This is a genomic window from Pseudoflavonifractor sp. 524-17, assembly GCF_009935845.1.
GTDB lineage: Bacteria > Bacillota > Clostridia > Oscillospirales > Oscillospiraceae > Pseudoflavonifractor_A.
Window position 1 is genome coordinate 11,864 of the sequence record NZ_QWEK01000037.1, and the last position, 23,470, is coordinate 35,333.

Here is a 23,470-nt window from a genome sequence, read left to right on the forward strand (position 1 = left end):
CTCTAAACTCCAATTTTTCAAATTTTGAACAGGAACTGATATGCGTTAAACACACTGGATTACCACGGTATCCTGCTCCTTCACCTCATACTGGAAGCCCTCTTCCCGCCCGTTTACCGACAGCTGAACGGGCCGGTCCAGATGTTCAAAGTCGATACCGGAGTACTCCAGCAGATCCATCAAATAGTAGGGCATTCCGTTCTTCTTGGCCGGGATGGTCAAGGGCGCGCCGTTCAGCCGGATGTGCAGCGGCCGGAAGCCGGGGGCTGGCGCCACCGGGGCCGGCGCCGCCGTGTGGACGGGGACCGCGGGCTTAAAGGCCGGCGCGGGCGCCTTGGGCGCGGGGGCGGGCGGCGGAGGGGGCGGCTCAGGCGCCCGGCGCAGGGTGAGGATCACGTCCCCCTGACACAGAGGTGTCTCCATTGGTACCGCCTTGTTGTTGACCAGCGCCTGACCGGCAAAATCGGGGCCCAGCAGCTCGCCCAGGGTCTTGGCCGCCGGTGCGCCGTGCTTGGCCGGGACAAACTGGATCTGGTCGCCGGCGTGGATGATAGTGGACAGCCCCGCATCCGCCTCGTTCACCCGGAGGATGGCTGGCACCGCCGGCTCCCCCCGGAGCACCATATGCTTGCCGTCCAGGTTAATATTCAGGCTCTTTCCCCCTTTGCCCAGCATATCGGCATAGACATAGCCGTTCATCAGCAGAATATCCCGCAGGGTGAGCACACCGCTGCGGAACAGCTTGGCCGGCTGGCCGTTGAGCAGCACCACATAGCTGTCGTTGAGCAGGCCCAGCCCCGCGGAGACGGCGATGCCCAGGGGGGTGGTGTACTCCGGGTTTTCCAGCTTCAGGTCGTCGGAAAAAGCGCTCATGGCGAAGTTGTTTCCCGCAATGGCCACCCGCTTCTCGTCCATCTCCAGGGCCTTGGCCACCTGCTCTCTCAGGCCGCGCAGCTTGCTCCCGCCGCCGGCCAGGAAGACCGCGGAGGGCGGTCCGCCGTTGATGCCGCACACCTGCTTGGCAATGGCCTCCGCCAGACGGGTGAGGGGCTTTTCAATGATGGCGGCCACCTCCTCCCGGGAGATAGGCTCCTCCACCCCCAGAATGTTCCGGTAGTGGATCTCCTCCTCCTCGCCCAAGGCCCGCTTGATCTGCTCCGCCGTCTTGAAGTCCACCAGCAGGGCCCGCATGATGGCCTCAGTAATCTCGTCCCCGGCCACGGTGGCCATGGTGTACCCCACCACACTGCCCTCCTTGCACAGGGCGATATCCGTGGTCCCCGCGCCGATATCCACCAGCGCCAGATTCAGCAGCCGCAGCTCCGCAGGAATGGCGGCATTCATGGCGGCAATGGGCTCCAGGGTCATGCTGGCCACCTGGAGCCCCGCCCCCCGCATGGCAGCGTACAGGCTCTCCACCACCTCGCCCGGCAGAAAGGTGGCCACCACATCCGCCTCCGCCCGCTGCCCGTTGTGGAATTGCAGGTTAGCCAGGGGATAGTTGTCCAGCCGGTACTGGGCCACGGTATATCCTACCAGGAAGAACTGCCGCCGCTCCTCCTCATCGGTCTGGAGCGCCTCCTCTGCCACGGAGAGCGCTCCCGCCTCCAGACGGCTGATCTCCTCCGCTTCAATGGCCTGCTCTCCCGACAGCTCTATGGTAAAGCTGCCGCTCTGGGTGCGCAGGGCCCGGCCCGCCGCCGCCACACACACCCGCTCCAGCCGGACGCCCAGGCGTTCCTCCAGACGTCCGGTCACAGTGCGGGCCAGGGTCGATACCTGCCTGATGTCGTCAATCTGGCCGTCCATCATGGCCCGCTTTCCGTGCTCCGCCATCTCGATATCCAAAACCTTAAACCGGTCTCCCACCGTCCTGCCCACAACGCCTACAATACTGCGTGTGCCGATATCCAGCGCAAAGATCAGATCCTTTTCCTGGGCTTTATACTCTGCCATACAGCCGCTCCTTTTCTGTCCGTCACAGATGATAGTATTTTCTTAGAAACACAAAATTGCCAGAAAGCGGTGCAGAATACCGCCTTCTGGCAATTTTAGCTGTGGCGGTCCTGCCTATAGGGGTCCCTTACGCCGCAGCAGGTCCGGCCTGAAACGATACACTGATTGACTGGGATTCAACCCGGACATTCTGGGCCGCCCCCAGTGCTCTTAGTACTTGCTGAACGCACTCGACGCAGCCGGGTCTATGCTGTTGTCCACAACCTCGGCAGCGGCGGGCGACTCATAGACCGGCTTATAGGGCGCCTGACTGGGCTTTCCATAGCTGCTGCTGTCGCTGCGCAGGGTAAAGCGGGCCATCAGCTCCTTCATCAGGGCGGCCTGGCTGGACAGCTCCTCACTGGCGGCGGCGGACTCCTCGCTGGTGGCGGAGTTGGTCTGCACCACGGAGGAGATCTGGTCGATGCCCTCGGTCACCTGGGCGATGGCTTCGGATTCCTCCTCTGCGGCCTTGCTGATCTCCTGGATGGCCGACACCACCAGGCTGGCGCGCTGGCTGGTGTCCTCCAGGGAGTCGGACACCCGCTTGACGATATCGTTGCCGTCCTTCACGGAGTTGATGGAGCGGTCGATGAGATCCTTGGTCGCCTTGGCGGCCTGGTCGGACTTGGAGGCCAGGTTGCGCACCTCATCAGCCACAACGGCGAAGCCCTTACCGGCGGAACCCGCCCGGGCGGCCTCCACGGCGGCGTTCAGGGCCAGAATATTGGTCTGGAAAGCGATATTCTCAATGGTGTCAATGATCTTGGCAATCTCAGCGGAGGACTCGGAGATCTTCTCCATGGCGGCGACCATCTTCTGCATGTGCTCAGAGCTTTCGGCCAGGCTCTGGCCGGCATTCTGGGTGTGAGTGGTGGCCTCTTCGCTGTTCTGGGCGTTCTTGCGGGAGTTGTTGGCGATCTCCGCGATGGTGGCGGACAGCTCCTCCACGGCGCTGGCCTGCTCGGTGGCGCCCTGAGCCAGGGCCTGGGCGCCGGTGGATACCTGCTCCGCGCCAGCGGACACCTGCTCGGCGCTCAGGTTAATCTGGGACAGGGTATCGGACAGGTTTCTGTTGATGACCCGGATAGACTTGAGCACGGCGCTCAGCTCGCCTACGTACATGCTTTCGTCCTTGGTACGGCAGTTAAAGTTGCCGTTGCCCATCTCCTCCAGCAAATGGCACACATCGCTGATGACCTCGTCCAGCACCTTCTGGCTTGTCCGCAGGGCCTTGCTCATATCGCCCAGTTCGTTTTTGCTTTCAAAATCCACAGTGACATCAAAGTTGCCCTCACTGAATCCAATCAACGCCGCGCGCACCTGAGCCACAGGCTGGGCAATGCTGCGGATAATCCGGGCGCTCATCAGCAGGATGTACGCTGTGGCAAACACCACCAGAACCACCACAAGGATGATAATAATGGTTACATTTCGGGCCTGCTCCTTGATGGTCTTGTTCTCCTCATTGGTCAGTGCGCTGCTCAGCTCCTCGGAAATGCTGGCCATGGTATTCAGCCGGGGCGTACAGGTCTCACGAATCAGGGTGACAGCCTCCTCACCCCGGTTGTTGTCGATGGCGTCCTGAATTTCTGGAAGAACCGCTGCCCAATCCTCCAGAGCGTTGATGAAATCATTGATCCGGGTATCATTCAGGGGGTAGACTTCTCTCAGCTCCCGCACATTCACATCCAGATCCGCAAGTGCCTGATTACATTTGGCTTTTAGATCCGCATTGCCGGGATCCCCAGGACTCAGCGCCATATTGCGCACCGTACGGGCGGCAATATTCGCATTCAGGCGGCATTCTGTAATCAGCTGTGTGGCCCGGACCTCCCCGTTTATGATCCTCTGATAGTTGCTGCTCTGGCTGTTCAGCATAAACAGCGTGCAGATGACAATCACCAGAGAGATCAGAAGGGTTGAGCCAAATCCAAAGATCAGGCTTGTTCTGAGCTTCATGTTCTTGAGCATAACGGTTCCTCCTCCATTGTTACTGCATTGATTCTCCTGAGAGCTGATCCCTATCTTTACATGGCTTGATTCGCAAAATCAACTCTTATGCCCCGTATCTTCCCTTTTCTACATCCCCAAAAATATGTCCGTCCACAATGGTCACCACTCTGCGCCGCATGATGTTGACATACTGGCTGGCGTGGGTGGCCATAATGACCGTGGTTCCCCTTCGGTTTACCTCGTTGAGGAGAAGAAGCATATCCCAGATATTGTCGTCATCCAGGTTGGCGGTGATCTCATCCAGCACTAAAACCGGTGGGCTGTTGATCAGGGCTCTGGCCAGCTCCACCCGGCGGCACTCGCCGATGGACAGCTCTGCCGGATACTTGCTCTCCACGCCGGACATCCCCACCAGCCCCAGGACCTTTTTGCTCTTCATCCGCAGATGCTTCCCCGTCTCCAGCTTTGTGCTGGCGATTCTGGCTGCCAGGGTCAGATTTTCCTCCACCGTCCGCTTGCGGATCAGAGTAGGCTCCTGCCAGACCTTTCCGAACATCAGGGACGCCCGGTTTTTGCTCCACTTCTTCATCCAGGTCAAATCATGTTCATCCAGATAAACCTTACCCCGATCCGGCTTTATCTTCCCGGTAATCAGGTCCAGAAGGGTACTTTTTCCCGCCCCGCTGCTGCCGATGACAAAAACAAACTCGCCCTGTTTGATTGTGAGATTCACATTCTCTACGCCAACTTCGTTTCGTCGCTCTACCTTATAATACTTTGAAACTCGTTCCAATGAGATCGTGGGCATAGTTCTCTCCTGTGCCTTATTATCAGATTTTTGAGTTTGCCTTCCCCGTTGCAAACCGCACCGATTCTGCTATAATAAGAAAAGAATGCAGTTTACAGCGCAGATGCGCGGCCGGAGGTGTATCGTTGAAAAAAAGATATATTGTGCTGATACTCATCCTGGCTCTGTTGTGCATTGGAGGTGTAGAGCTGGCCGCCTGCCGCCACTTTGCCCCGGAGCTCTATGAGCAGATCACCCGGCCGGTGGCCGTGTGCGTCAACCGGGTGCTGGGCGCCGCATCTGCTCTGGGGCAGCAGGCATCCCAACTGGGGCAGCGGGCCTTGGCCCAAGCGTCCCAAGCGTGGGATGACTTCACCGCTCCCAAGGCTCCGCCCCCAGAAGAGGAGCTGGAATCCCAGCTGGCCGGCTCCCCCGCTCTGGAAAACGACACCCCCATCTCCGATCCCTCTATTACAGAGCTGATCGACCAGGACGGTCAGTCCATTTTGACGGGCGGTATCGTCGACATTGTCTACTTCAACCAGGGCGAGGCGCCCTGGGCGGAGCAGCCCTATGGCAGCGATCATATCGGCGGCTACGGCTGCGGACCCGCCGCCATGGCCATGGCGGTGGCCAGCCTCACTGGTGAGGAGACCGACCCCGCCCTCATGGCGCAGTGGGCCGTGGACCACGGCTACTGGGCCCGCAGGAGCGGCTCTTACCTCTCCATCGTGGATGGGACCGCCAGCGCTTATGGTCTGGTGGCGGAGCCCCTGACCAACCGGACTACGGACGCGCTGATGGAGGCCCTCTTCTCCGGAAAAATTCTGGTCGCCCTTATGGGGCCGGGGCACTTTACCCAGCATGGGCACTTTATCCTGCTCCGGGGCGTCACGCTCAGCGGGGACATTTTGGTGGCAGACCCCAACAGCACGGAGCGCAGCCTCACCGTCTGGGATCCCCAGCTGATCCTGGACGAGCTCTCCACCAGCACCTCCAACGGCGCCCCCCTGTGGACCCTCTGTGCGGCCCCAGGGTAACACGGCCCACCCGCCCGCTTACGTACTTTGGCATCGGCCCGGATTGATACCGGGCCGATGCTCGTTTCATCTGTAAATCGACTTATCTCGGGTGAACTTCCAGCTGACCGCTTTGTCCAGCTCCAACACCTGATTCAGCCGCCTGCGGTTGGCGGCCACCTGGTCCGCCAGGGGCTGTTCCTCCGGCGACTGGGCCGGGGCGCCCCGAATCAGGCCGTCCAGCCGGGCCGCCTGATCTGGGTCGCTGATGTCCCCCACCAAATCCCACATGGCCTGCTCCGTTGCCTCCAGCTTTTCAATGGGTTCCTGCCGCATGGCCATAAGCATCTCCACAGACACTGGGTCGCTACGGTCGATGGCCTCCGCCATCTGCCGGGAGAGATCCAGCACCTCGTTAAACAGATTGTTCATCCGCTTGGCCTGGACCAGCGCTTTCATCAAGCTATCTTGTGTCATATGCCTACCCTTCAGCCCGGACTTCCTCCCGGCTGGCCTTCTCTGCCGCCCGGAAGGAGCCCCGCAGCTCGTCGGCCATGGTGCGCACCCGCTCCAGCTCGGTGGCATTGCGGCCCGCCTTCACCCGGTTCAGCTCGTAGCTGAAAAAATCGTACAACCGGGCCAGATCTCTGCCAATGGGGTACTGCCGGTCCAGTGTATCGTCCAGATAGCGGATGATCTCCAGACTCCGGTCCACAGAGGCGTCAAAAAGCGCATAGTCCGGCTTTTTCAGCGCCAGCTCGGCTCTGGTCAGCCGCTTGACCAACTCATCATAGAGCAGCAAGAGCAGCTCTCCCTGGGTCATGGAGTTGATGGCCTGATCCTTTTGATCCTGATACCCCCGAAACCCCTTACTATCCATTACTGACTCCTTTGTACCCTTCTTAGTAGCTGCTGCCGCCGCCCATGAGGCCCATCATCGCGGAACTCTGGGAGTTCATCTCGGCAATCAGCTGCTCCAGTCTGGAGAATTTGACGGTATAGCGGTCGATCTGGTCGGACATCTTGTTCTGCCAGCGCTCGATCTGCTTGTCGATGTTGTCCATCTGGCTCTTCAGGCTGTTGCTGTTCAGCGTGGTGGGCGCCTTTATGGAGCCCGCCCGGGTAACTAGGATACCCTTGGGCTCGCCGGTGGTCTTGCCGTAGGTTTCCAGCGGCGAGAGCAGGGACTTCATCAGGCCGTCAGAGGAGGAGCCGCTGTCCTTGCTCTTGGTAAACGCGTTCTTCACCTTATCCGGGTCGCTCTCCAGGGCGTTGCGCAGGGCTTTCTCATCCAGGCTGATGGTGGTCAGGCCGTTGGAGTAAGAAGTGCTGATGCCGATGCTGCGCAGATCCGCCCCGTCGGTACCGGCGGGAGAAATGGCGGAACGCAGCTTGCTGTACAGGCTGGACAGGTTGGAGTCGGCAAACAGGATGCCCTGCTTGGCCTTCTCCTCATAGGCCTTGATGGCGCTCTCCGACATATCCGCCTTGTCGTCCTCTGTCAAGGGCTCATACCGGCTTTTGTCGGACTTGAGGGAGGGCTGGGTGGAGTAGGCCTCCTTGATTTCGGTGACCATGGCGTTGTAGTCCTCCACCATGCTCTTGATGGCGTCCACAATCTTGTCCGCGTCAGAGGAAGAGGTAAAGGTGACGGCCTCTGCGTCTGCCTTCAGGTTGTCGCCCTCATAGTTGAAGGTGCCCTTCAGGTTGATGGTCATGCCGTCCACCTCGAAGGAGTTGCCGCTGCGGCTGATATTCTCAAACTTTTTCCCGTTCACTTCCATGGACAGGATGGCGTCCTGACCTTCCGTAAGGTCGCCGCCGCTGAACAGCTTCGCGGCCAGGCCGTCGCCGAACTCAATCTTGCCGGCCGCGCCGTTCTCGCTGGCGGTGAACTGGAACTCGTTGGTGGTCTTGGAGTAGCTGACCTTCACGCCGGCGTCGGCGCTGCTGTTGATGGCGGTCATCACGCTCTCCAGGGCGGTCTCCTTGCTGAACTTGCCCACGGACACGCCGTTGACAGTGAAGTCGTGCAGGTAGTTGCCGTCCTTGTCCACCTGGTAGTACTTGCCGTTCTCGCCGTCGTAGCTTTTGGCCACCCGGTTGCCCTTGCTGTCCACGTAGTAGGTCTCGTCCTCGGTCTTGACCTCCCGGACCTCGCCCTCGGCCTCGATCATGGGGATCTGGCTCCAGTCAAAATCCTCTCCCAGCAGATCGCTCAGGGTTCTGCCGGTGTTGATATAGTTGGACGCGCCGATCTTGGGAAGACCCAGGGCCTCCGCCTGCCCGCTGGTCACACTGAGGGTGGAGCCCTCCGCCGCGCTCAGCTTCAGGCTGAACTTGCTGCCGGTGTCCGGATCGCTGTCGCCGATGCCGCCCACGGTGATCTTGCCCTTGCCGAAGGCCTTGTCCAGGCTGTCCTGCACGCCCTGGAGGAACTGCTTGCCGGTCATGTCCTTGGTGTACTCCGGCAGAGTGATCTCCTTGCTGACGCCGTTCAGGGTCACCTTCATGGTCTTGCCGGACAGATACTCTCCCCGGCTCTCGCTCTCGTCCACCAGCTTCTTATCGCCCACCGTCAGGGTGTCCGACTTTTCACTGGTGTCAATGCCCAGGGTGTCCTTAATCTTGCCGCTGGCGGACCCGATCGTTACGCTGTTGCCGGCGTTCAATTTGTCGGAGAATTGGATGTTGCCGTCCTTCACCTCTACGCCGATGACCTCGCTGAGCTTCTTGGTCTCGCCGCTGTTGGTGGTATAGTTCATCTCCGCCATCTTGTCCCGGATGCCCTGGGCCAGATCCTCCACGCTCTCGTAGAGGTCCGTGTCGCCGAAGTCCAGGTCAAATTCCTTGGCGCCGCCGTAGCTCAGGGTAATGCTGCCGGACACCAGGCTGCTCTTCTGGGTCTCCGCCAGATCCATCTCCGCGCCGGCGATGCTGCTGGCCAGATCGGTGCCCCCCAGAACACTGCCGCTCACCCGGTAGACGGCCGCCTTGGCCAGCTGCTTTACCCCCAGCAGCTGCACGTCACTGGAGGTCTTGCCGCTGGCGGTGACCTTGTCAGCATAGGTGCCGCTGGTGGTGGTCTTCACCGCGTTGTTGAAAAAGCTGCTGCTGAGCAGGTTGGTGCTGGAGGCGTAGGACGTGTACTTCTGGGTAAAATTCGCCATCTTGTCGATGATGCTACGGTAGGCGTCCTGCTGCCACTCCACCTTGGTGCGCTTCTTATTCAGGCTGGAAATTTTCAGCTTAATACCCGCTACCGCATTTTCGATCATGGACTCGGTATCCATGCCGCTGGCCAGGCCGGACAGCACATTCCGGTTTCCGTAGATGCTGCTCGCCGCGCCGCTGCTGCTTAAACTGCTGATCGATGCCACATTTGATCGCTCCTTTCCAAATCAAAGGCGGTCTTACGCTGTCTGCAAATCAAAAAATGATGAGAAGGGAAAAATTTATTGTTTTTTTTCTGCTCTTCCTCTATATTTTTTTATCGACCTGTAGTATATTAAAGTTAAGAGTTTTCTCCGAGTTTTTGTTGTGAGGAGGGAATCGTCCTTGACACGGATCATCACTGTTACAAACCAAAAAGGCGGGGTGGGAAAGACCACCACCGCCTCTGCCCTTGTGTGCGGGCTGCACCAGCGGGGCGCCCGGGTTTTGGGCATTGACCTGGACCCCCAAGGCAACCTGGGCTTCACTCTGGGACTGGACATTGGCTCCGCCAGCACAGTCTACGACGTCTTCAAGGGCACCTGTCCAATTGAGGACGCCATCGTCCCCACCAAGTACGGCGACGTGCTCCCGTCGGATATTATGCTCTCCGCCGCCGAGGTGGAATTTACCGCCCCCCGCCGGGAGTTTATTCTGGACCACCATCTGTCCATGGTCCGCTCCCGCTACGATTTTGTCATCATCGACACGCCCCCCGCCCTCAATGTGCTTACTGTTAACGCCTACGTGGCCTCTGACGGGCTGATTGTCCCCATGGAGGCGGAGGTGCTCAGCCTGGTGGGCATCACCCAGCTGCAGGAGACCATTGAGACAGTGCGCAACTCCTTCAACCCGAATCTGAAGGTACTGGGCATTCTGCTCAACAAGTTCAACCCCCGGCTCACCCTGTCCCGGGAGATCCTGGATCTGGCGGAGCAGGTGGCCCAGCAGCTGGACGGCCAGGTGTTTGAGTCCAAAATCCGCCGGGGGGTGGGCGTGGCCATGGCCCCCGCCCATGGACAGAGCGTCCTCACCTTCCAGCCCAAGTCCAAGCCCGCCCAGGATCTTATGGCGGTGGTGGATGTGGTGGCTGGTCCAGACTTCCCCGCGCCCAAAGAGCCCTGAGCGTTTAGAGGCCTGTTCCGCATCTCCCCGCGCACGTCTTGACGGCGGATTTGTTGTTTTGACCGTGTTGAAAATCCTTGCAACCGGCGGGATTGCTGCGGCTTTTGTCTTGCAGGGCAAAGAAATCCACTCGCCAATCCTGCACGTTGAGATCTGGAAACAGGCTCTAACAGACCGCTTTTATCGTTTATCGTTATAAAGGAGAATGATTTATGGCGACGAAAGACAGTAAATCCAACACCAGCAAAACGGCCCATGTGCTCAATCTGTTGAGCAAGAATCGTGAAACCCCGCCCCAGGACACCCCGGCTGCGGAAGAAAAGGAGGGGACTGCCTCCGCCGCGCCGGCCCCTGCCGCCCCTGTGCCCCCCATTCTCTCCTCTCTGGCTCCGGACGCCGAGGTCTCCGTGCAGATTAAAGGTGCGCTGGAGGAGGCGCTGGAAGACGAACTCATCGAGACCGCCCCGGAGGAGGCCGCTCCTGTCCTTCAAGCTGAGGAGACCGCCCCGCCTCAGCCGGAAGAGGCTGCCCCCGCGCCCCAGGCCGAGGAAACCGCCCCGCTTCAGCCGGAGGAGGCTGCCCCCGCGCCCCAGGCTGAATCTGATTTGGAGCCCGAACCGGAGGAGGGCGATCTTGACTTTACCTATGTCAATGTGATGCAGACTCTGGTGGAAGAAAATGTAGAGAAGTATATGAAAACCTTTGGTCTGTGTCAGTGCCCCAGGTGCATCTCCGACGTAAAAGCCCTTACTTTGAACAATCTTCCCCCAAAATATGTGGTTATCCGCCCCGGCGAGATGGTACCCCGCATCACCGTCTACGAGGGACGCTACAGCGCGGCAGTCACCGCCCAGCTCCTGCACGCCTGCATGGCTGTTATGGAGAAGCCACACCACGACCGGTAGTCCCAATATAAGAACCTGTATTCACAACCGCGGAACGCCGGCTGACCAGGTCTTCTGCCGGCCTGCCGCGGCAAACAAGCTTGAAATCCACAAAGGATTCCTGCGCTTGTTTGCCTTGCAGGACAACAAAATCCCTTGGCAATCCAGCATCCCCCGGTTATGAATACAGGTTCTAAAAATGGTTCGGCACCGCGGTGCCGAACCATTTTTTCAGTGTATTCTGTCAGGAAACCGGCTGTGCGTCCTCCTCCGCCTCCTTCAGCTGATTCGGATACGGATTGGTCAGCTGCTCCCACAGCATATTCACATTCTCCATGCAGATGAAATAGACGCTGGTGATCAGGTTGCTGGGAATGCCCAGCTCGTCGGCTAGGGTGGTAATCCGCTCCCAGTCCGCCGCCTCATAGCACAGCACCAGCTCGTACAGCTTGCCGCACCGGCCCTCCCGGCGGAGCAGAGCGTTTTTGATCTCATCCACCACCGGTACCTCCGCCACAATTTCCTCCATTGAGGCGTCGATCAAGTAGTTCAGCGTGGAGAACATACCCATCAGGTACGCCTCCGCCTTGGAAATGGGCATATCCTTGGCGTAGTTCATCAGTTCGCTGCAGAAATTGGCCCGCATAAAGGACAGCTTGAGGAACTCCTCCGATTCCGTGTCAGTCTGGTTTTCCGCATTACTGGCGCTGAGCAGGTAGACCCACTGCTTCAGCTGTCCCAGACCCAACGTCATAACCGCCTGATGAATTGTACTCGCCCGGTGGCGCAGCGCAAAATAGACAGAGTTCGCCATCTTCAGCAGGCCATAAGTCAAGCTGGCGTCCGCGGCAATCAGCTGCTCGATCTCATCCACATTTGGCTCATCCCGGGTTACCGCCACCATCAGCCGGAAGAAGTTGCTCTGGAGGTAGGAACCGCTGTGGGCCTTGGTTGTCAGCTTCTCCGCCACATAGGGCCCCTCCACCGCGTCCGCCTTCATGGCAATCGCCTTCTGGTGCAGCTCCGCACTGTCGATGTTGGTCACAATACACTTTTTGTTCATGCTATGAGCAATTTCAATGATATTGCGCATGTTTACATCGGTGCATGTCTGAATATTGATTTTGATATAGTCGATGCTGTCCATCAGTGCCAGGTACCGTGGGGCGAATTGGAACTCATTGACCGCGACCTTATATCCCTCCTGAGCAAACTGCTGTACAAACCGCATGGACAGCGGGTGGATAATCACGCTGTCGTCAATCTGGATTACCAACTCGTTCTTGTCGAACAGCTTAGGGGTCTTTTTCATCAGCAGCATGGTGGTAAAGGTCATAAAACTGAGGGAGCCCCTCAACACCTTCGTAGAATTTTGGGTCAGAAAATTGTAGATCGTGTCAGCGGCGGCAAATTCCGTGCTGGAAGTTCCCTTTTCCCCGCTGAACGCCTGGTTTTCACCATGGTACAATATTTCATGCCCGATAATATGCCCTGTCACATCTTTAATGGGCTGCCGCACAATGTATTTGCTGCTCATAGCTGTCTCTCCTGCCTCCTCAGTCTTGGCCCTTTTCGCGCGCGATCAGATGGTCCATCACCCTGACCAGATGTCCGATTTCCGGCTTGCTCATCTGTTCGTCCGCGCCCAGTTCTCTGCCCTTACGGCGCATTTCTTCCGTAATCAGAGACGAGAAAATAATAACAGGAATTTTGCTGAACAGCTTGTCCTCTTTCACCAGCTTGGTCAGGCGGTGTCCATCCATCTGGGGCATCTCGATATCGGTAATAATCAGCGCTGCCTTTTCCCGTACCTCCTCTATGCTCTTTCCCTGCATTCTCTGGAGGTAATTCCACAGCTCCTGGCCGTTGGAGAACATGGTGACATTGGCATAGCCGGACTTATGCAGCGCCTCTTCGATCATCTTGCTCAGCAGCAGGGAGTCTTCCGCCACCAGAATGGGGGCCTCCTGCCGCTGTCTCGGGCCCAGCTGGTCAATCTCCGACATCTGGATCGTGGTTTCAGGGGCAATCTCGGCCACGATCTTCTCAAAGTCCAGAATCGTCACCAACTCGCCATTGCACTGGGCAATGCCGGTGGCCACGCCCTCTTCCCCCCGGGACATGGTCTTATCCGGCTTTTGAATATCCTGCCACGAGATCCGGCTGATGCCCACGACCGTATGGACCCGGAACGCGATATTCATCTTATTGAAGTTCGTGACAATAAACAGATCCTTTGCCCCCTTCTCGCAGGGGGCACCCAGCAGATATCGCGGGAGATCCACCACCGTCAGAACGATATCCCGGGGCCTGAATATCCCTTCCACCGCAGGGTGGGCGTGAGGCATGAGCTTCACCGGTGCGGGCATCAGGATTTCCTTTACTTTCGCCACATTGATGCCGTACAGGTTGTCGTTGATGGTAAACTCCATCACTTCGATCTCATTGGTGCCTGATTCCAGCAAAATACCCCGTTTATCCTCTTCCAGCATTGCGAAACACTCCCTTCACAAGTTGACTGTCTTAAATAATCAGCTCTGGTTTCCCGTAGCTTCGCACACAGCCCAGCCCAGTGGATACGTCAAAGAGCAGGGTGCGGGCCACACAGCCCCCTGTATCCTCTTTCAGCAGCCGGATCCCCTCTTTTTTCAGATTCAGCCGCACGCTCTCAATGTTGCGCTGCCCAATATTCCCCAGCGAACCGCCGCTGACCTCAAACATTTTGGCCCCGCCCGCGATTTTCGCAGTAATGCGGGAACGGCTGGCCCCCTTGGCCTCCATCTGCCGCAGGGTCTCCCGAATGCCTGTGTCGGCGTATTTCATGGTGTTCTTCCGCCCCGTCTCCATGTTCAACGGCAGCATGATATGGATCAAAGCGCCCAGCTTAATCACCGGGTCATACAGACAGATGCCAATACAGGAACCCAGCGCATAAGTAACCAACATACCAGCACCCTTTGCCATTTTCATGTCCGCAATACCGATTACCAGCTTATTCTCCATAGTTAGACGCCCAGCTTCCTCAATAAAGAATTTAGCGACCGGATATCCGGGGAGAGCAGGAGCCGGCAGGGCACCTTCTTGTTACGATAGACAAAATCTCCCCCGATTGTCATGATATAGTCCGACTGTCCGCCGTACTCCGCCATGGGCACCGCCAGAATGGCGCCCTGCATATCCACCGTAAAGGCAGGCACGGTCAGCTTCACATCGATCCCCGCCAGGCCGCTCAGCGCGTTGATAAAGGTGGAAATCATAATATTGCCCACCTCTACCAGCACGGAGCTCTCCATCTCCTGAAGCTGGCTGTAGTCCTTAATGGTCTGCTGCAACATGCTGCTCAGCACCAGATTGATAAAGTCCAGCTGCTGGACTGACAGCATAATTCCGTTAATCTGTCCGCTCAGCTTCACCAGCACGCCGGCTGTGATCTCCTCCGGGCCGCCGATCCAATCCAGTGCCTCGTTATACTCCATAATGCGCACCTCAGGCAGCATAATGCGCACCTCACAGCCCAGCATCTGGGACAGGGCCGTGGCGGCGTTCCCCGTGCCGATGCTGCCCACCTCGCGCAGAGTATCCAGTTCCAGCGAGTTGAGCTCATCATAATTTTTAAGTTCCATAGGGCTACCTCTCCTCAGCTGCGCAGACCGTTGATGGTAGTCTCAATTTCATCTGACGTCTGCACGATTTTGAGCGCCAGACCATAAGCCCGCTGGGACTCGATGACCTTGGTCAGCTCCTCCGCAAGGTCTGTATTGGAGCCCTCCAGCAGGCCCTGACGGAGCTTGCCGGAGCCAATCCAGAGATTTCCGTTTTTATCCACAGGCAGGTAGCGGCTGTTTGTCAGCTGCCCCATGCCGTCGTAATTGCTGTAGTCAAAGATACCCACCGGATACTCCGCCTCCGGGTCAGTCACCCGGATAAGGCCGCCCTCCCGGCTCAGGACAAACCGCCCCTCCCCGTCGGACAGGTAGAATACGCTCTCTATGATCGGCTCGCCGTTCTCATCCAGATCCTGTCCCGGCTCCAGAAGCTCCGCCATGGTGAAGGCGCCGTTGCGGGTGAATGTGACGTCCCCTGTGGACAGGTCCACCAGGGCGAAAAAGCCGTCGCCGTCGATCATATAGTCCTGCTTGCGTCCGGTATTCTCCGAGGGGCCCTGCCGGAAATCTGTGGAGGTCATCAGCAGGCGGGTGCCCACGCCAGCGCTGACCTCCCTCTCAATTCCCTGCATGTTCTGGTACATCAGGGCGGTAAACCTGGCCTTGTCTGCCTTAAATCCAAAGGTGTTCACATTGGCGATGTTGTCTCCCTGGATGTTCAGCCGCCGCAGCTGCTGATGGGCGCCCACCGCGCCGATATAGAAGGATTGATTCATGTCCCTTTCACCACTCTCTTACAGCCGTCCCACATCGGTGGTGGCCTTTGTCATCAGCTGGTCGTAGATCTTCGCCGCCTGGGCCGCGCTTTGCAGGGCCCGCTGGCAGGTCAGCATCTCTGTCATCTGCCGCACCATGTCCACATTGGATCGCTCCAGGTATTTCCAATGAATCGTGGGCCGCTCCACCAGTGTGGCGTTCTCACCAGTGAAAATACCCTCGTCCTCGTGCTCCAGGGCGCCGTTGTCCTCAAAGGTAAACACACCCAGCTGGCCCACCAGGACACCGGTCTCGGTGTAAATCTGTCCCCAGTTATCGGCCTCGATCTTGTCGGTGGACAGGCGGATGGGCTGGCTGTCCCGGCCCAGCACCCGGCCATGGCCCGGGAAGCAGAGGTATCCGTCGTCATCCAGAGAGAAGCTGCCCGCCCGGGTGTAAATGGTGCCGTTGTTCTCGGTCTGGACGGCAAAGAAGCCGTCTCCCTCAATGGCGAAGTCCAGCGGGATGCCGGTGGGTTCCGGGATGCCCTGATCATAGTTGGTGTAAATTTCGCTGGTGGCCCGGATATAGCTGATATTGCCGATTCCGGTGTAGTCCTTGCGCTTGTTGCCCACCCGGTTGAACAGTACTTCGTCAAATGTGCTGGCCGTATACCGCTCTTCCTTGAAGCCGGCGGTGGAGATGTTAACCAAGTTATTGGACACCACGTTCAGGTTCCGCTGCTGGGTCAGCATTCCAGAGGTCAAATTATAAAACCCTTTATACATGTTCTATCCCTTCTTCCGCTCTCTCAGGTCTTTTTGCGCTGGGGCGCCGTTGAGATACACCGTCATATAGTCGCGCAGCTTTTGAATGGCTCTGGCATGGATTTGGGAAATCCGGGGCTTGCTTACATCCATTACCTGGGCAATTTCCTTCATGTGCAGGTTTTTTTCATAGTACAGGGAGAGTACGATCTGTTCGTTCTCCCGCAGAGTCTGGATTCCCTCGGCCAGCACCTGCTGCAGCTCCCGCTCCTGGAGCATGGTTTCCGGCTGGCCGTAGCTGTCCTCGGCCAAGACCTCAAAGCGGTAGCCGTCCGTATCCCGGGAATCCATCAGCGCGTCCAAGGAGAGAATGTTGCTCAGGGCCGCGCTGGCCGTATCCTTTTGATATTTCTCAATAGGGACGCCCAGCCGTTCCGCCACTTCACTGTCAGTGGGAAAATGCCCCAACTCAGCGGAGAGGACGGAAATGACCGCATCAATCTCCTTTGCCCTGCGCCGGATGTTCCGGGGCAGCCAATCCTGCTTGCGGGCCAAGTCAATCACCATGCCCCGGATCCGCTTTGACACATAGGTCTCGAACTTGATTCCCTTCTCCGGGTCAAATTTATCGATGGCGCCCAGAAGGGTAAGAATCCCCTCGTTGACAATGTCATCCACCTGGGCAAAGCCGCTGTACACCCCGCGAATTTGCAGGGCCGCGCTCTTAATCAGCCCCTCATACCGCAGCACCAGGGGCCATTTCAGCTCCATATCCCCTGTCTGCTTGTAGGCATTGAGGAGCTCTGGGGTACTCATGGCCTCGATTTCCTCCGGGGTATAGTGCTGTGCCGGGGCATTCTGGCCCTCCTGTCCGGTGTGCAAGGATTCCTCGCTCATGTGCCCACCGCCCTCCGTTCCGCCCGGGCCGGGGCATCCAGGGTAATATTCCCCAGGGCCTGGATCTGGACGCTGCTGGTGATCTCATTGAAGGACAGGACATAGAGATTGGGGTAGAACTGGGTAATCATCTTGCTGAAATAGCCGCGGATGACCTGGCTGACCAGAATCACCGGGGTCTGGGACAGCTCGCCGAATTTCTTCATATGCTCCGACAGCTGAGAGATAATCTGCTGCATCAGGTCGGGGCCCATGGCCAGGTAGATGCCTTGGTCGTTCCGGGTCAGGGAGGCGATGATCTTCTTCTCCACCTCGGCGTCCAGGGTAATGACCCGCAGCTGTCCGTCCTCGCAGAAGCGGCGGGTGATGGTGCGGCTCAGCGCGCCGCGGACCTGCTCGGTAACCATGGTGATATCCCGGCCCTGACTCAGGGCGTCCACCGCTGTCTCCAGAATGGTGCCCAGGTCCTTGATGGGCACTCCTTCCTGGAGGAGATTGCGCAGAATCTTCTCCAGCGTGGCGTAGGAGACGATATTGGGCACTGCCTCCGCCACCAGCTCGGGTGAGGTGCGCTTCAGGTTTTCCACCAGCTGAATGGTCTCCGCCCGGTTGAGCAGTTCATAGGCGTGTTTTTTTACCGTCTCGCCCAGGTGGGTCAGCATCACCGACAGGGGGTCGATGACGGTGTAGCCGTAAATCTCCGCCATCTCCTTGTTCTCCGGCAGAATCCACCGGGAGGGAATGCCGTAGGCCGGCTCAATGGTCTCGATACCGTCAATCTCTCCCAGAGGCGCCGCCGGCTCCAAAGCCAGGTAGTAGTCCACCAGAATCTCACCCCGGGCCACCTCTTCTCCCTTGATGCGGATCACATACTGGTTGGTGCCCAAAGAGGAGGAGTCGTGCAGGCGGATGGAGGGGAAGACGAAGCCCATATCCTGGGCGTACTGCCGGCGGAAGATGACAATCCGGCTGATCAGCTTACCCCCGTGGGTCTCATCCACCATGGGAATCAGACTATAGCCAAACTCCATCTCAATGGGCTCCACCGCCAGCAGAGAGTAGACGTTGTTGATGTCCTTGTAGTAGTCGCTCTCGCTGGGCGCCGCCTCTGGCGGCACTTCGGCGGCCCGCTCCGCCGCCGCGGCCTCCACAGCCTTCTGCCGCTCCATCTGCCGGTCAGTGAACAGCCCGCCGGCCAGAAGGACAATGCCGCCAAGGCCCAGGGGGATGGTCGGCGTACCGGGAATGACGGACAGAAAAAGCAGGATAATGCCGGTAGCCATAATCGCCCTCGGCTGGGCCTTAAACTGAGACAGCACATCAATGTTCAGGCTGCCATCAGACACGGACCGGGTAACGATCATGCCGGTGGCCGTAGAAATCATCAGAGAGGGAATCTGGGACACCAGGCCGTCGCCAATGGTAAGGATACAGTAGCGGCTCATTACATCGCCGATACTGCCGCCGTTGACCACCATGCCGATGATAATACCGCCCACCAGGTTGATGATGGTGATGACGATGGACATGGTGGAGTCGCCCTTGACAATCTTTGTGGCGCCGTCCATGGCGCCGTAAAAATCCGCCTCTTTCTGGATTTTCTCCCGCCGGGTGCGGGCCTGCTGCTCATCGATCAGGCCGGAGGACAAATCCGCGTCAATGGCCATCTGCTTGCCAGGCATGGCGTCCAGGGTGAAGCGGGCGGCCACCTCGGACACGCGCTCGGCGCCTTTGGTGATGACGATGAGCTGAACCAGTACAATGATAAAGAAGATGACGAAGCCCACTACAATATTACCTTGGGTAATGAGCTGTCCAAAGTTGCGGATCACAACGCCGGGATCGCCGGTGGTGAGAATCATCCGGGTACTGGACACGTTCAGGCCCAGCCGGAACAGGGTTGTGATCAGCAGCAGCGAGGGGAAGATGGAAAACTCCAGCGCGTCTGAGATATTCATGGTAATCATCAGGATCATGATGGACAACCCGATGTTGATCACCAGCAGAATGTCCAGAATCTGCGGCGGCAGGGGGATAAACAGGAACATGACCACGATCACAACAAACAACGCGATCGCGTTATCTAAAATACGTCTGAGCAAGGGTGGTCACCTCCTGGCGGACATACGCCATTACTTCGTAACAATCTGTTTTTTCTCGTTCAGCTGGAAGATATACACCAGCACCTCGGCCACAGCGGCGTACAGCTCCGGCGGGATCTCCCGGTTCAGCTCAGCCTGGGCGTAAAGGGCCCGGGCCAGGGGGACATTCTCCAGCACCGCGATCTGGTGCTCCTGCGCGATTTGGACGATGCGCAGGGCCAGGGAATCCTGTCCCTTGGCCAGAACAATGGGGGCGCTGTCCCGGTCCGGCTTATAGCGCAGGGCCACAGCAAAGTGGGTCGGATTTCGGATAACCACGTCCGCCCCCGGCACCTGCTGCATCATGCGGCTCTGGGCCCGGCGGCGCTGGATCTCCTTGATCTTCCCCTTGACCTGGGGGTCGCCTTCCATCTGTTTGTACTCTTCCTTGATCTCCTGCTTGCTCATGCGCAGCTGCCGCTCATAGTCCCACCACTGGTAGAGGAAGTCCAGCGCGGCTAGGGCCACAAAGGCGATGGCAATCTGCATCACCATGGCCAGGATGTTGTCCACCAGATGCAAGCAGGCGCTGGGCAGCTCGGTATAGAGGTACTTCGCGCTCTCCTGAAACATGCCCTTCAGGTTGAGGAAAATAATCACCATCAAAAGGGTAATCTTCAAAATACCCTTCAGGGCCTCTACCACGCTTTTCAGAGAAAACAGCCGCTTGAACCCCTGCAGGGGGCTGATGCGGTTGAATTTGGGCTTGATGGACTCTCCGCTGACCAGAAAGCGGGTCTGGAGAAAGGTAGCCGCCGCAGCGCACAGCACCGTGACAAGAATCAGGGGAGCCACTGTCCGCAGCACCACCACCAGCGCCTCCACGGACAGCTTGCCCAGCAAGGTCTGGAACTGGCCTGCCGGCTGGGTGGCGGTCTCGAAGCAGTAGCTCAGAAACCGGGTCAGCTGCTCCACAAAGCTGCCGCCCAGGGCCCACATCATGGCGTAAGCTCCCAGCAGAGTGGCCACCGCCACCGCGTCCCGGCTGAGAAAGACGTTACCTTTCTTTCGTTCGTCCCGTCGTTTTTTTGGTGTTGCTTTTTCAGTTTTGGAACCTTCCGCCAATGGTCTGTCCCCCCTTGGGCCGGCCGTGTTTCAGGTGCGCTACGGGCTGGTCAGCGCCAGAATCTCCCGCAGGCTGTCCAGCATCCGCGCCTCCACATGGAGCAAAAACTCACTAAAGGGGACAAGCAGTATAAAAAGCAGTCCCAGACCAATAATCACCTTCAGCTCAATGTTAATCGCAAACACATTGATCTGGGGGATTACCTTCATCAAAATGCCCATCCCCACCTGGGCAATCAGCTCGGCCGCCAGAATGGGCATACACAGCTTCACGCCCAGCAGAGTACACTCCACAAAGAGCGCCAGCATGGCATTGTAGACCTGGTCCCCCAGGACGATTCTCCCAAAGGGCACAACATCGCCGGAGGTAAGCAGGATGCGCAGCAGGGTATGGTGTCCGTTGGCCGCGAAGAACAGCAGGGTCATCAGAATGTTCAGCAGCACGCCGGTTACAGACAGGTTCGCCTGGGCCCCTGCGTCGTAGATCTGGTTCATAGTCATACCCATCTGGGTGTCAATCATGCTCCCCGCCAGCTGGGGAATATAGAAAAAGAAGTTTACCACCAGTCCCAGCACAAAGCCCACCGCCAGCTCCAAAAGCAGCCGCCCGGCAAGCTCCATCAGCCCCGATGGGGCCTGCACCGTCTGGGTCGTAATCCCGCTGACAAAGAAAGCCAGGATTAGAATCAGGCCGCTGCGGAAAATACCTGGTACATTCCGGCGGCCCAAGATGGGGTTGAACGCGATGAACCCACTCATTCGGGCCAAGATATAGAGGAACAGGGTTAAACCGGACCAGTCAATCATGTTCTCTCCCTCTTCAGCCGGCCATCAGCTCAAAGAGCGCCCTGGTGTAATCCTGAAGCGTCTCCAGCATCCAGCCGCCCCCGACCAGCAGCACAGTCACCACCACCACCAGCTTCAGCATGAAGGAGATGGTCTGTTCATGGATCTGGGTCACGGCCTGAAACACCGCCACCACCACGCCCACCAGCATACTGAGAATCAGCATAGGGCCGGCCAGCTTGATGGCCACCAGCACTGCGTCCCGCAGGATATCCATTACCTTTGAGGTATCCATCCGCCGCTCCTTCCGTCTATTGTACGCCTCGCACCAGAGTTGAAAACAGCAGCTCCCAGCCGTTGATAGAGATAAAGAGCAACAGCTTGAAGGGAGTGGAGATCATGGAGGGCGGCAGCATAATCATGCCCATGGACATCAGCGTGGAAGAGACCACCACGTCGATGAGCATAAAGGGAATGTAGAGCAAAAAGCCGATGACAAACGCCCGCTTCAGCTCACAGGTGGTAAACGCCGCGATGATAATCCGCATAGGCAGCTCCGCCCGGGCGGCGTTCCCGTCCGCCGGCACATCGATATGGGCCAGGCCGCAGTACATCTCCAACGTGCTCCACTCGGTATTGTTCAGCATAAAATCCTTCAGCGGAACGGAGGCCCGCTCTACAAACTCCGACGCGCCGATCTCCTCTTCCACATAGGGGTCCCAGGCCTGGGTCTGGATCTGGCTGAATACCGGGCCCATGGTGAGCATGGTGAGGATAAGGGCCAACCCTACCAGCACCGTATTGGGCGGCGTCTGCTGGGTGCCCATTGCCGTGCGCAGGAAGGAGAACGAGATGATATACCGGGTAAAGGAGGTCATCATCACCAGCAGCGAGGGCACCAGGGCGATGAGCGTGGTCAGGAAGATAATCTCCAGCGCCTGGACACTGTCGCCGTTAATATTGATTAGGCCTTCCGGCATCTTCTGTTCACCTCTGCCTCTTTTGCTGAAGCACCTTGTTCAGCGACTCACGAAAACTGGGCAGGGCCGCCGGCTGCGGCGGCTGCGGCCAAGCCGCAGCCTCTTCCTGCGTAAATTCTGCCAGAGTGGATATCTCCGCCGGGGTAACTCCCAGAAGGAAATACCGCTCCCCCACCTGGACCAGCATCAACAGCTGTTCCTTCCCCAGAGTCATCCGCGCCAGTACCTTCATCATCCCGGTATCCTGGGGGAATCCGAAGACCCCCAGTCCCTTTCGGGAGGCCACATACTTGGTAAAGCAGTAGGCCAATCCTGCGATCAGGACAACGCAGATTACCATCCACAGCAGGGACAGCCATAGACTAAGCTCTGGCATGAGCGGTTAAGGCGCTCCCAGAATTGAGTTTACGGTCTTCAGCACGCGGTCGGCCTTAAAGGGCTTGACGATGAAGTCCTTCGCGCCGGAGCGCACCGCGTCCATAACCATGCTCTCCTGGCCCATGGCGGAGCACATGACCACGTTGGCGTTTCCGTCCTTGGCGCGGATTGCCTTCAGCGCCTCCAGGCCGTCCATGTTGGGCATCGTGATATCCATGATGACCAGATCGGGGCCGATCTCGCCAAACTTCTCCACAGCGTCAGCGCCGTCCACCGCCTCAAAGAGCTCGGTGTACCCGTTCTTGCTCAGGGTATCCTTTATCATCTTGCGCATAAAAGCCGCGTCGTCCACCAGCAAAATTTTCTTAGCCATGCTAAACCATCCTTTTCTAAATTTAGTCTAGTCGCGTCTTGTATCTCACTGTCTCAGAGCAAGCGCTGGTTTTCCCCGCTGTACTCCTTAGAAGCAGGTGAAAACCGCCCTGTCCGCTTATTTTTTCACCAAAGTCTCCACACCGGGCTTCTGCACGATCTCCGTAATCCGAACACCGAAGTTGTCGTCGATAACCACTACATCTCCCCGGGCGATACACTTTCCGTTGACAAACAGGTCCACCTGGTCGCCGGCCAACTTATCCAGCACCACAAGGGAGCCGGTGGAAAAGCCAAGGATATCCTGCACCTTTCTCCGGGTGCGGCCAATCTCCACCGTCACCTGCAAGGGAACTTCCATAATCAGGTCCAGGTTTTGGGCCTGTTCCTTCCCCAGCTTTTCGGCGACATCCATCTCCTGCATCGGCATAGGCTTGGTATTGATTACCTTGGGCTCCGGCGGCTGGGGCGCCTCCTGTGGCTGAGGCGGATAGGGGGGGTAGGGATAGTACATAGGCGGATAGCCCATATAGCCGTTGGCAAAGGGCGCGCCCTCCATGCCAGACATGGGATAGGGCGGCATCTGGGGCGGCGTGCCGGGTGCACCGGCGACCGGAGCGGTCCCTGCTGCCGGTGGATTTGGCGCAGGTTGAGGCGCGGGGGCAGGGGCGCTGCCCATCCCTGCCATCATCTTCTCGATCTCCTCCTGGCTGAGCTTGCCGCCGGAGGGGGCCGGTTCCGGGG

Annotated in this window: 24 protein-coding genes; 3 read left to right on the forward strand and 21 right to left on the reverse strand. The window is 58.2% G+C overall.

The features are described 5' to 3' along the window. Window positions 1-45: 45 nt before the first annotated feature. The 3 genes from D1159_RS13230 to D1159_RS13240 all read right to left on the reverse strand — a co-directional run bounded on the left by D1159_RS13230 (window position 46) and on the right by D1159_RS13240 (window position 4,759). The gene (locus D1159_RS13230; RefSeq protein WP_161846137.1) at window positions 46-1,956 is read right to left on the reverse strand and encodes a cell division FtsA domain-containing protein; all 1,911 of its coding nucleotides are present in this window, start codon (window positions 1,954-1,956) and stop codon (window positions 46-48) included. Window positions 1,957-2,166: 210 nt separating this feature from the next. Further along, the gene (locus D1159_RS13235; protein ID WP_161846138.1) at window positions 2,167-3,969 is read right to left on the reverse strand and encodes a methyl-accepting chemotaxis protein; all 1,803 of its coding nucleotides are present in this window, start codon (window positions 3,967-3,969) and stop codon (window positions 2,167-2,169) included. A gap of 85 nt (window positions 3,970-4,054) precedes the next feature. Next, window positions 4,055-4,759, reverse strand: coding sequence for an ATP-binding cassette domain-containing protein (locus D1159_RS13240; protein ID WP_161846139.1), 705 nt, complete (start codon window positions 4,757-4,759; stop codon window positions 4,055-4,057). 125 nt (window positions 4,760-4,884) lie between these two features. On the opposite strand from D1159_RS13240, the gene D1159_RS13245 reads away from it, so the two are divergent. Beyond that, window positions 4,885-5,778, forward strand: coding sequence for a C39 family peptidase (locus tag D1159_RS13245; RefSeq protein ID WP_202621084.1), 894 nt, complete (start codon window positions 4,885-4,887; stop codon window positions 5,776-5,778). Between the two features lie 66 nt (window positions 5,779-5,844). Here the strand turns inward: D1159_RS13245 and D1159_RS13250 are convergent, their stop codons facing one another. The 3 genes from D1159_RS13250 to fliD are packed head-to-tail and all read right to left on the reverse strand — an operon-like array spanning window position 5,845 to window position 9,137. Continuing rightward, on the reverse strand, window positions 5,845-6,234 hold the full coding sequence (locus tag D1159_RS13250) for a hypothetical protein (protein ID WP_161846140.1): 390 nt from the start codon (window positions 6,232-6,234) through the stop codon (window positions 5,845-5,847). A gap of 4 nt (window positions 6,235-6,238) precedes the next feature. After that, the gene (locus D1159_RS13255) at window positions 6,239-6,637 is read right to left on the reverse strand and encodes a flagellar export chaperone FliS (RefSeq protein WP_161846141.1); all 399 of its coding nucleotides are present in this window, start codon (window positions 6,635-6,637) and stop codon (window positions 6,239-6,241) included. Window positions 6,638-6,659: 22 nt separating this feature from the next. Beyond that, window positions 6,660-9,137, reverse strand: coding sequence for a flagellar filament capping protein FliD (gene fliD, locus D1159_RS13260; protein WP_347563693.1), 2,478 nt, complete (start codon window positions 9,135-9,137; stop codon window positions 6,660-6,662). Window positions 9,138-9,315: 178 nt separating this feature from the next. Between fliD and D1159_RS13265 the strand changes: the two genes are divergently transcribed. Together D1159_RS13265 and D1159_RS13270 are read left to right on the forward strand one after the other, a co-directional pair. After that, the gene (locus tag D1159_RS13265; protein WP_161846142.1) at window positions 9,316-10,095 is read left to right on the forward strand and encodes an AAA family ATPase; all 780 of its coding nucleotides are present in this window, start codon (window positions 9,316-9,318) and stop codon (window positions 10,093-10,095) included. Between the two features lie 212 nt (window positions 10,096-10,307). Beyond that, window positions 10,308-11,000, forward strand: a complete 693-nt coding sequence (locus D1159_RS13270; RefSeq protein WP_161846143.1) for a late competence development ComFB family protein — start codon at window positions 10,308-10,310, stop codon at window positions 10,998-11,000. Between the two features lie 223 nt (window positions 11,001-11,223). Here D1159_RS13270 and D1159_RS13275 read toward each other — a convergent pair whose 3' ends face one another. From D1159_RS13275 to fliN, 15 genes are all read right to left on the reverse strand, one after another. Then, window positions 11,224-12,516: an HDOD domain-containing protein gene (locus D1159_RS13275; protein WP_161846144.1), complete on the reverse strand. Its 1,293-nt coding sequence runs from the start codon at window positions 12,514-12,516 to the stop codon at window positions 11,224-11,226. 19 nt (window positions 12,517-12,535) lie between these two features. Beyond that, on the reverse strand, window positions 12,536-13,471 hold the full coding sequence (locus tag D1159_RS13280) for a chemotaxis protein (protein ID WP_161846145.1): 936 nt from the start codon (window positions 13,469-13,471) through the stop codon (window positions 12,536-12,538). A gap of 31 nt (window positions 13,472-13,502) precedes the next feature. Continuing rightward, window positions 13,503-13,982 (reverse strand): chemotaxis protein CheD, encoded by a 480-nt coding sequence (locus D1159_RS13285; RefSeq protein ID WP_161846146.1) that lies wholly within the window; start codon window positions 13,980-13,982, stop codon window positions 13,503-13,505. A 2-nt stretch (window positions 13,983-13,984) separates the two neighbouring features. Beyond that, the gene (locus tag D1159_RS13290) at window positions 13,985-14,602 is read right to left on the reverse strand and encodes a chemotaxis protein CheC (protein WP_161846147.1); all 618 of its coding nucleotides are present in this window, start codon (window positions 14,600-14,602) and stop codon (window positions 13,985-13,987) included. Window positions 14,603-14,616: 14 nt separating this feature from the next. Next, complete coding sequence (locus D1159_RS13295; RefSeq protein ID WP_161846148.1) at window positions 14,617-15,360, reverse strand: flagellar hook-basal body protein; 744 nt, start codon at window positions 15,358-15,360, stop codon at window positions 14,617-14,619. 18 nt (window positions 15,361-15,378) lie between these two features. Next, window positions 15,379-16,128 carry a flagellar hook-basal body protein gene (locus D1159_RS13300; RefSeq protein WP_161846149.1) on the reverse strand — a complete coding sequence of 250 codons (750 nt, stop codon included), beginning with the start codon at window positions 16,126-16,128 and terminating at the stop codon, window positions 15,379-15,381. Window positions 16,129-16,131: 3 nt separating this feature from the next. Next, window positions 16,132-17,004, reverse strand: coding sequence for a FliA/WhiG family RNA polymerase sigma factor (locus tag D1159_RS13305; RefSeq protein WP_161846150.1), 873 nt, complete (start codon window positions 17,002-17,004; stop codon window positions 16,132-16,134). After that, the gene (flhA, locus tag D1159_RS13310) at window positions 17,001-19,106 is read right to left on the reverse strand and encodes a flagellar biosynthesis protein FlhA (RefSeq protein ID WP_279280087.1); all 2,106 of its coding nucleotides are present in this window, start codon (window positions 19,104-19,106) and stop codon (window positions 17,001-17,003) included. The genes D1159_RS13305 and flhA overlap by 4 nt, the downstream gene beginning before the upstream one ends. 30 nt (window positions 19,107-19,136) lie before the next feature. After that, a complete protein-coding gene (flhB, locus tag D1159_RS13315) occupies window positions 19,137-20,210 on the reverse strand; it encodes a flagellar biosynthesis protein FlhB (protein ID WP_161846151.1) in 1,074 nt (357 codons plus the stop codon). Window positions 20,211-20,249: 39 nt separating this feature from the next. Beyond that, window positions 20,250-21,017 carry a flagellar biosynthetic protein FliR gene (locus D1159_RS13320; protein WP_161846152.1) on the reverse strand — a complete coding sequence of 256 codons (768 nt, stop codon included), beginning with the start codon at window positions 21,015-21,017 and terminating at the stop codon, window positions 20,250-20,252. A 13-nt stretch (window positions 21,018-21,030) separates the two neighbouring features. Further along, on the reverse strand, window positions 21,031-21,291 hold the full coding sequence (gene fliQ / locus D1159_RS13325; protein WP_161846153.1) for a flagellar biosynthesis protein FliQ: 261 nt from the start codon (window positions 21,289-21,291) through the stop codon (window positions 21,031-21,033). A 16-nt stretch (window positions 21,292-21,307) separates the two neighbouring features. Next, window positions 21,308-21,976 carry a flagellar type III secretion system pore protein FliP gene (fliP, locus tag D1159_RS13330; RefSeq protein WP_161846154.1) on the reverse strand — a complete coding sequence of 223 codons (669 nt, stop codon included), beginning with the start codon at window positions 21,974-21,976 and terminating at the stop codon, window positions 21,308-21,310. Window positions 21,977-21,983: 7 nt separating this feature from the next. Then, the gene (fliO, locus tag D1159_RS13335; protein WP_161846155.1) at window positions 21,984-22,352 is read right to left on the reverse strand and encodes a flagellar biosynthetic protein FliO; all 369 of its coding nucleotides are present in this window, start codon (window positions 22,350-22,352) and stop codon (window positions 21,984-21,986) included. A 6-nt stretch (window positions 22,353-22,358) separates the two neighbouring features. Next, window positions 22,359-22,727: a response regulator gene (locus tag D1159_RS13340; protein ID WP_161846156.1), complete on the reverse strand. Its 369-nt coding sequence runs from the start codon at window positions 22,725-22,727 to the stop codon at window positions 22,359-22,361. A gap of 117 nt (window positions 22,728-22,844) precedes the next feature. After that, a partial coding sequence (gene fliN, locus D1159_RS13345; RefSeq protein WP_161846157.1) for a flagellar motor switch protein FliN occupies window positions 22,845-23,470 on the reverse strand: 626 nt, incomplete at its 5' end.

Bases quoted from the DNA above. Each gene is read 5' to 3' on its own strand.
- D1159_RS13280 (WP_161846145.1), bottom strand. From the start codon at position 13,471: ATGCTGGAAGAGGATAAACGGGGTATTTTGCTGGAATCAGGCACCAAT.
- D1159_RS13255 (WP_161846141.1), bottom strand. From the start codon at position 6,637: ATGGATAGTAAGGGGTTTCGGGGGTATCAGGATCAAAAGGATCAGGCC.
- D1159_RS13250 (WP_161846140.1), bottom strand. From the start codon at position 6,234: ATGACACAAGATAGCTTGATGAAAGCGCTGGTCCAGGCCAAGCGGATG.
- D1159_RS13275 (WP_161846144.1), bottom strand. From the start codon at position 12,516: ATGAGCAGCAAATACATTGTGCGGCAGCCCATTAAAGATGTGACAGGG.
- D1159_RS13270 (WP_161846143.1), top strand. From the start codon at position 10,308: ATGGCGACGAAAGACAGTAAATCCAACACCAGCAAAACGGCCCATGTG.
- fliO (WP_161846155.1), bottom strand. From the start codon at position 22,352: ATGCCAGAGCTTAGTCTATGGCTGTCCCTGCTGTGGATGGTAATCTGC.
- D1159_RS13320 (WP_161846152.1), bottom strand. From the start codon at position 21,017: ATGATTGACTGGTCCGGTTTAACCCTGTTCCTCTATATCTTGGCCCGA.
- D1159_RS13300 (WP_161846149.1), bottom strand. From the start codon at position 16,128: ATGTATAAAGGGTTTTATAATTTGACCTCTGGAATGCTGACCCAGCAG.
- D1159_RS13235 (WP_161846138.1), bottom strand. From the start codon at position 3,969: ATGCTCAAGAACATGAAGCTCAGAACAAGCCTGATCTTTGGATTTGGC.
- D1159_RS13285 (WP_161846146.1), bottom strand. From the start codon at position 13,982: ATGGAGAATAAGCTGGTAATCGGTATTGCGGACATGAAAATGGCAAAG.
- D1159_RS13230 (WP_161846137.1), bottom strand. From the start codon at position 1,956: ATGGCAGAGTATAAAGCCCAGGAAAAGGATCTGATCTTTGCGCTGGAT.
- D1159_RS13290 (WP_161846147.1), bottom strand. From the start codon at position 14,602: ATGGAACTTAAAAATTATGATGAGCTCAACTCGCTGGAACTGGATACT.
- fliQ (WP_161846153.1), bottom strand. From the start codon at position 21,291: ATGGATACCTCAAAGGTAATGGATATCCTGCGGGACGCAGTGCTGGTG.
- D1159_RS13295 (WP_161846148.1), bottom strand. From the start codon at position 15,360: ATGAATCAATCCTTCTATATCGGCGCGGTGGGCGCCCATCAGCAGCTG.
- D1159_RS13240 (WP_161846139.1), bottom strand. From the start codon at position 4,759: ATGCCCACGATCTCATTGGAACGAGTTTCAAAGTATTATAAGGTAGAG.
- D1159_RS13340 (WP_161846156.1), bottom strand. From the start codon at position 22,727: ATGGCTAAGAAAATTTTGCTGGTGGACGACGCGGCTTTTATGCGCAAG.
- fliP (WP_161846154.1), bottom strand. From the start codon at position 21,976: ATGCCGGAAGGCCTAATCAATATTAACGGCGACAGTGTCCAGGCGCTG.
- D1159_RS13305 (WP_161846150.1), bottom strand. From the start codon at position 17,004: ATGAGCGAGGAATCCTTGCACACCGGACAGGAGGGCCAGAATGCCCCG.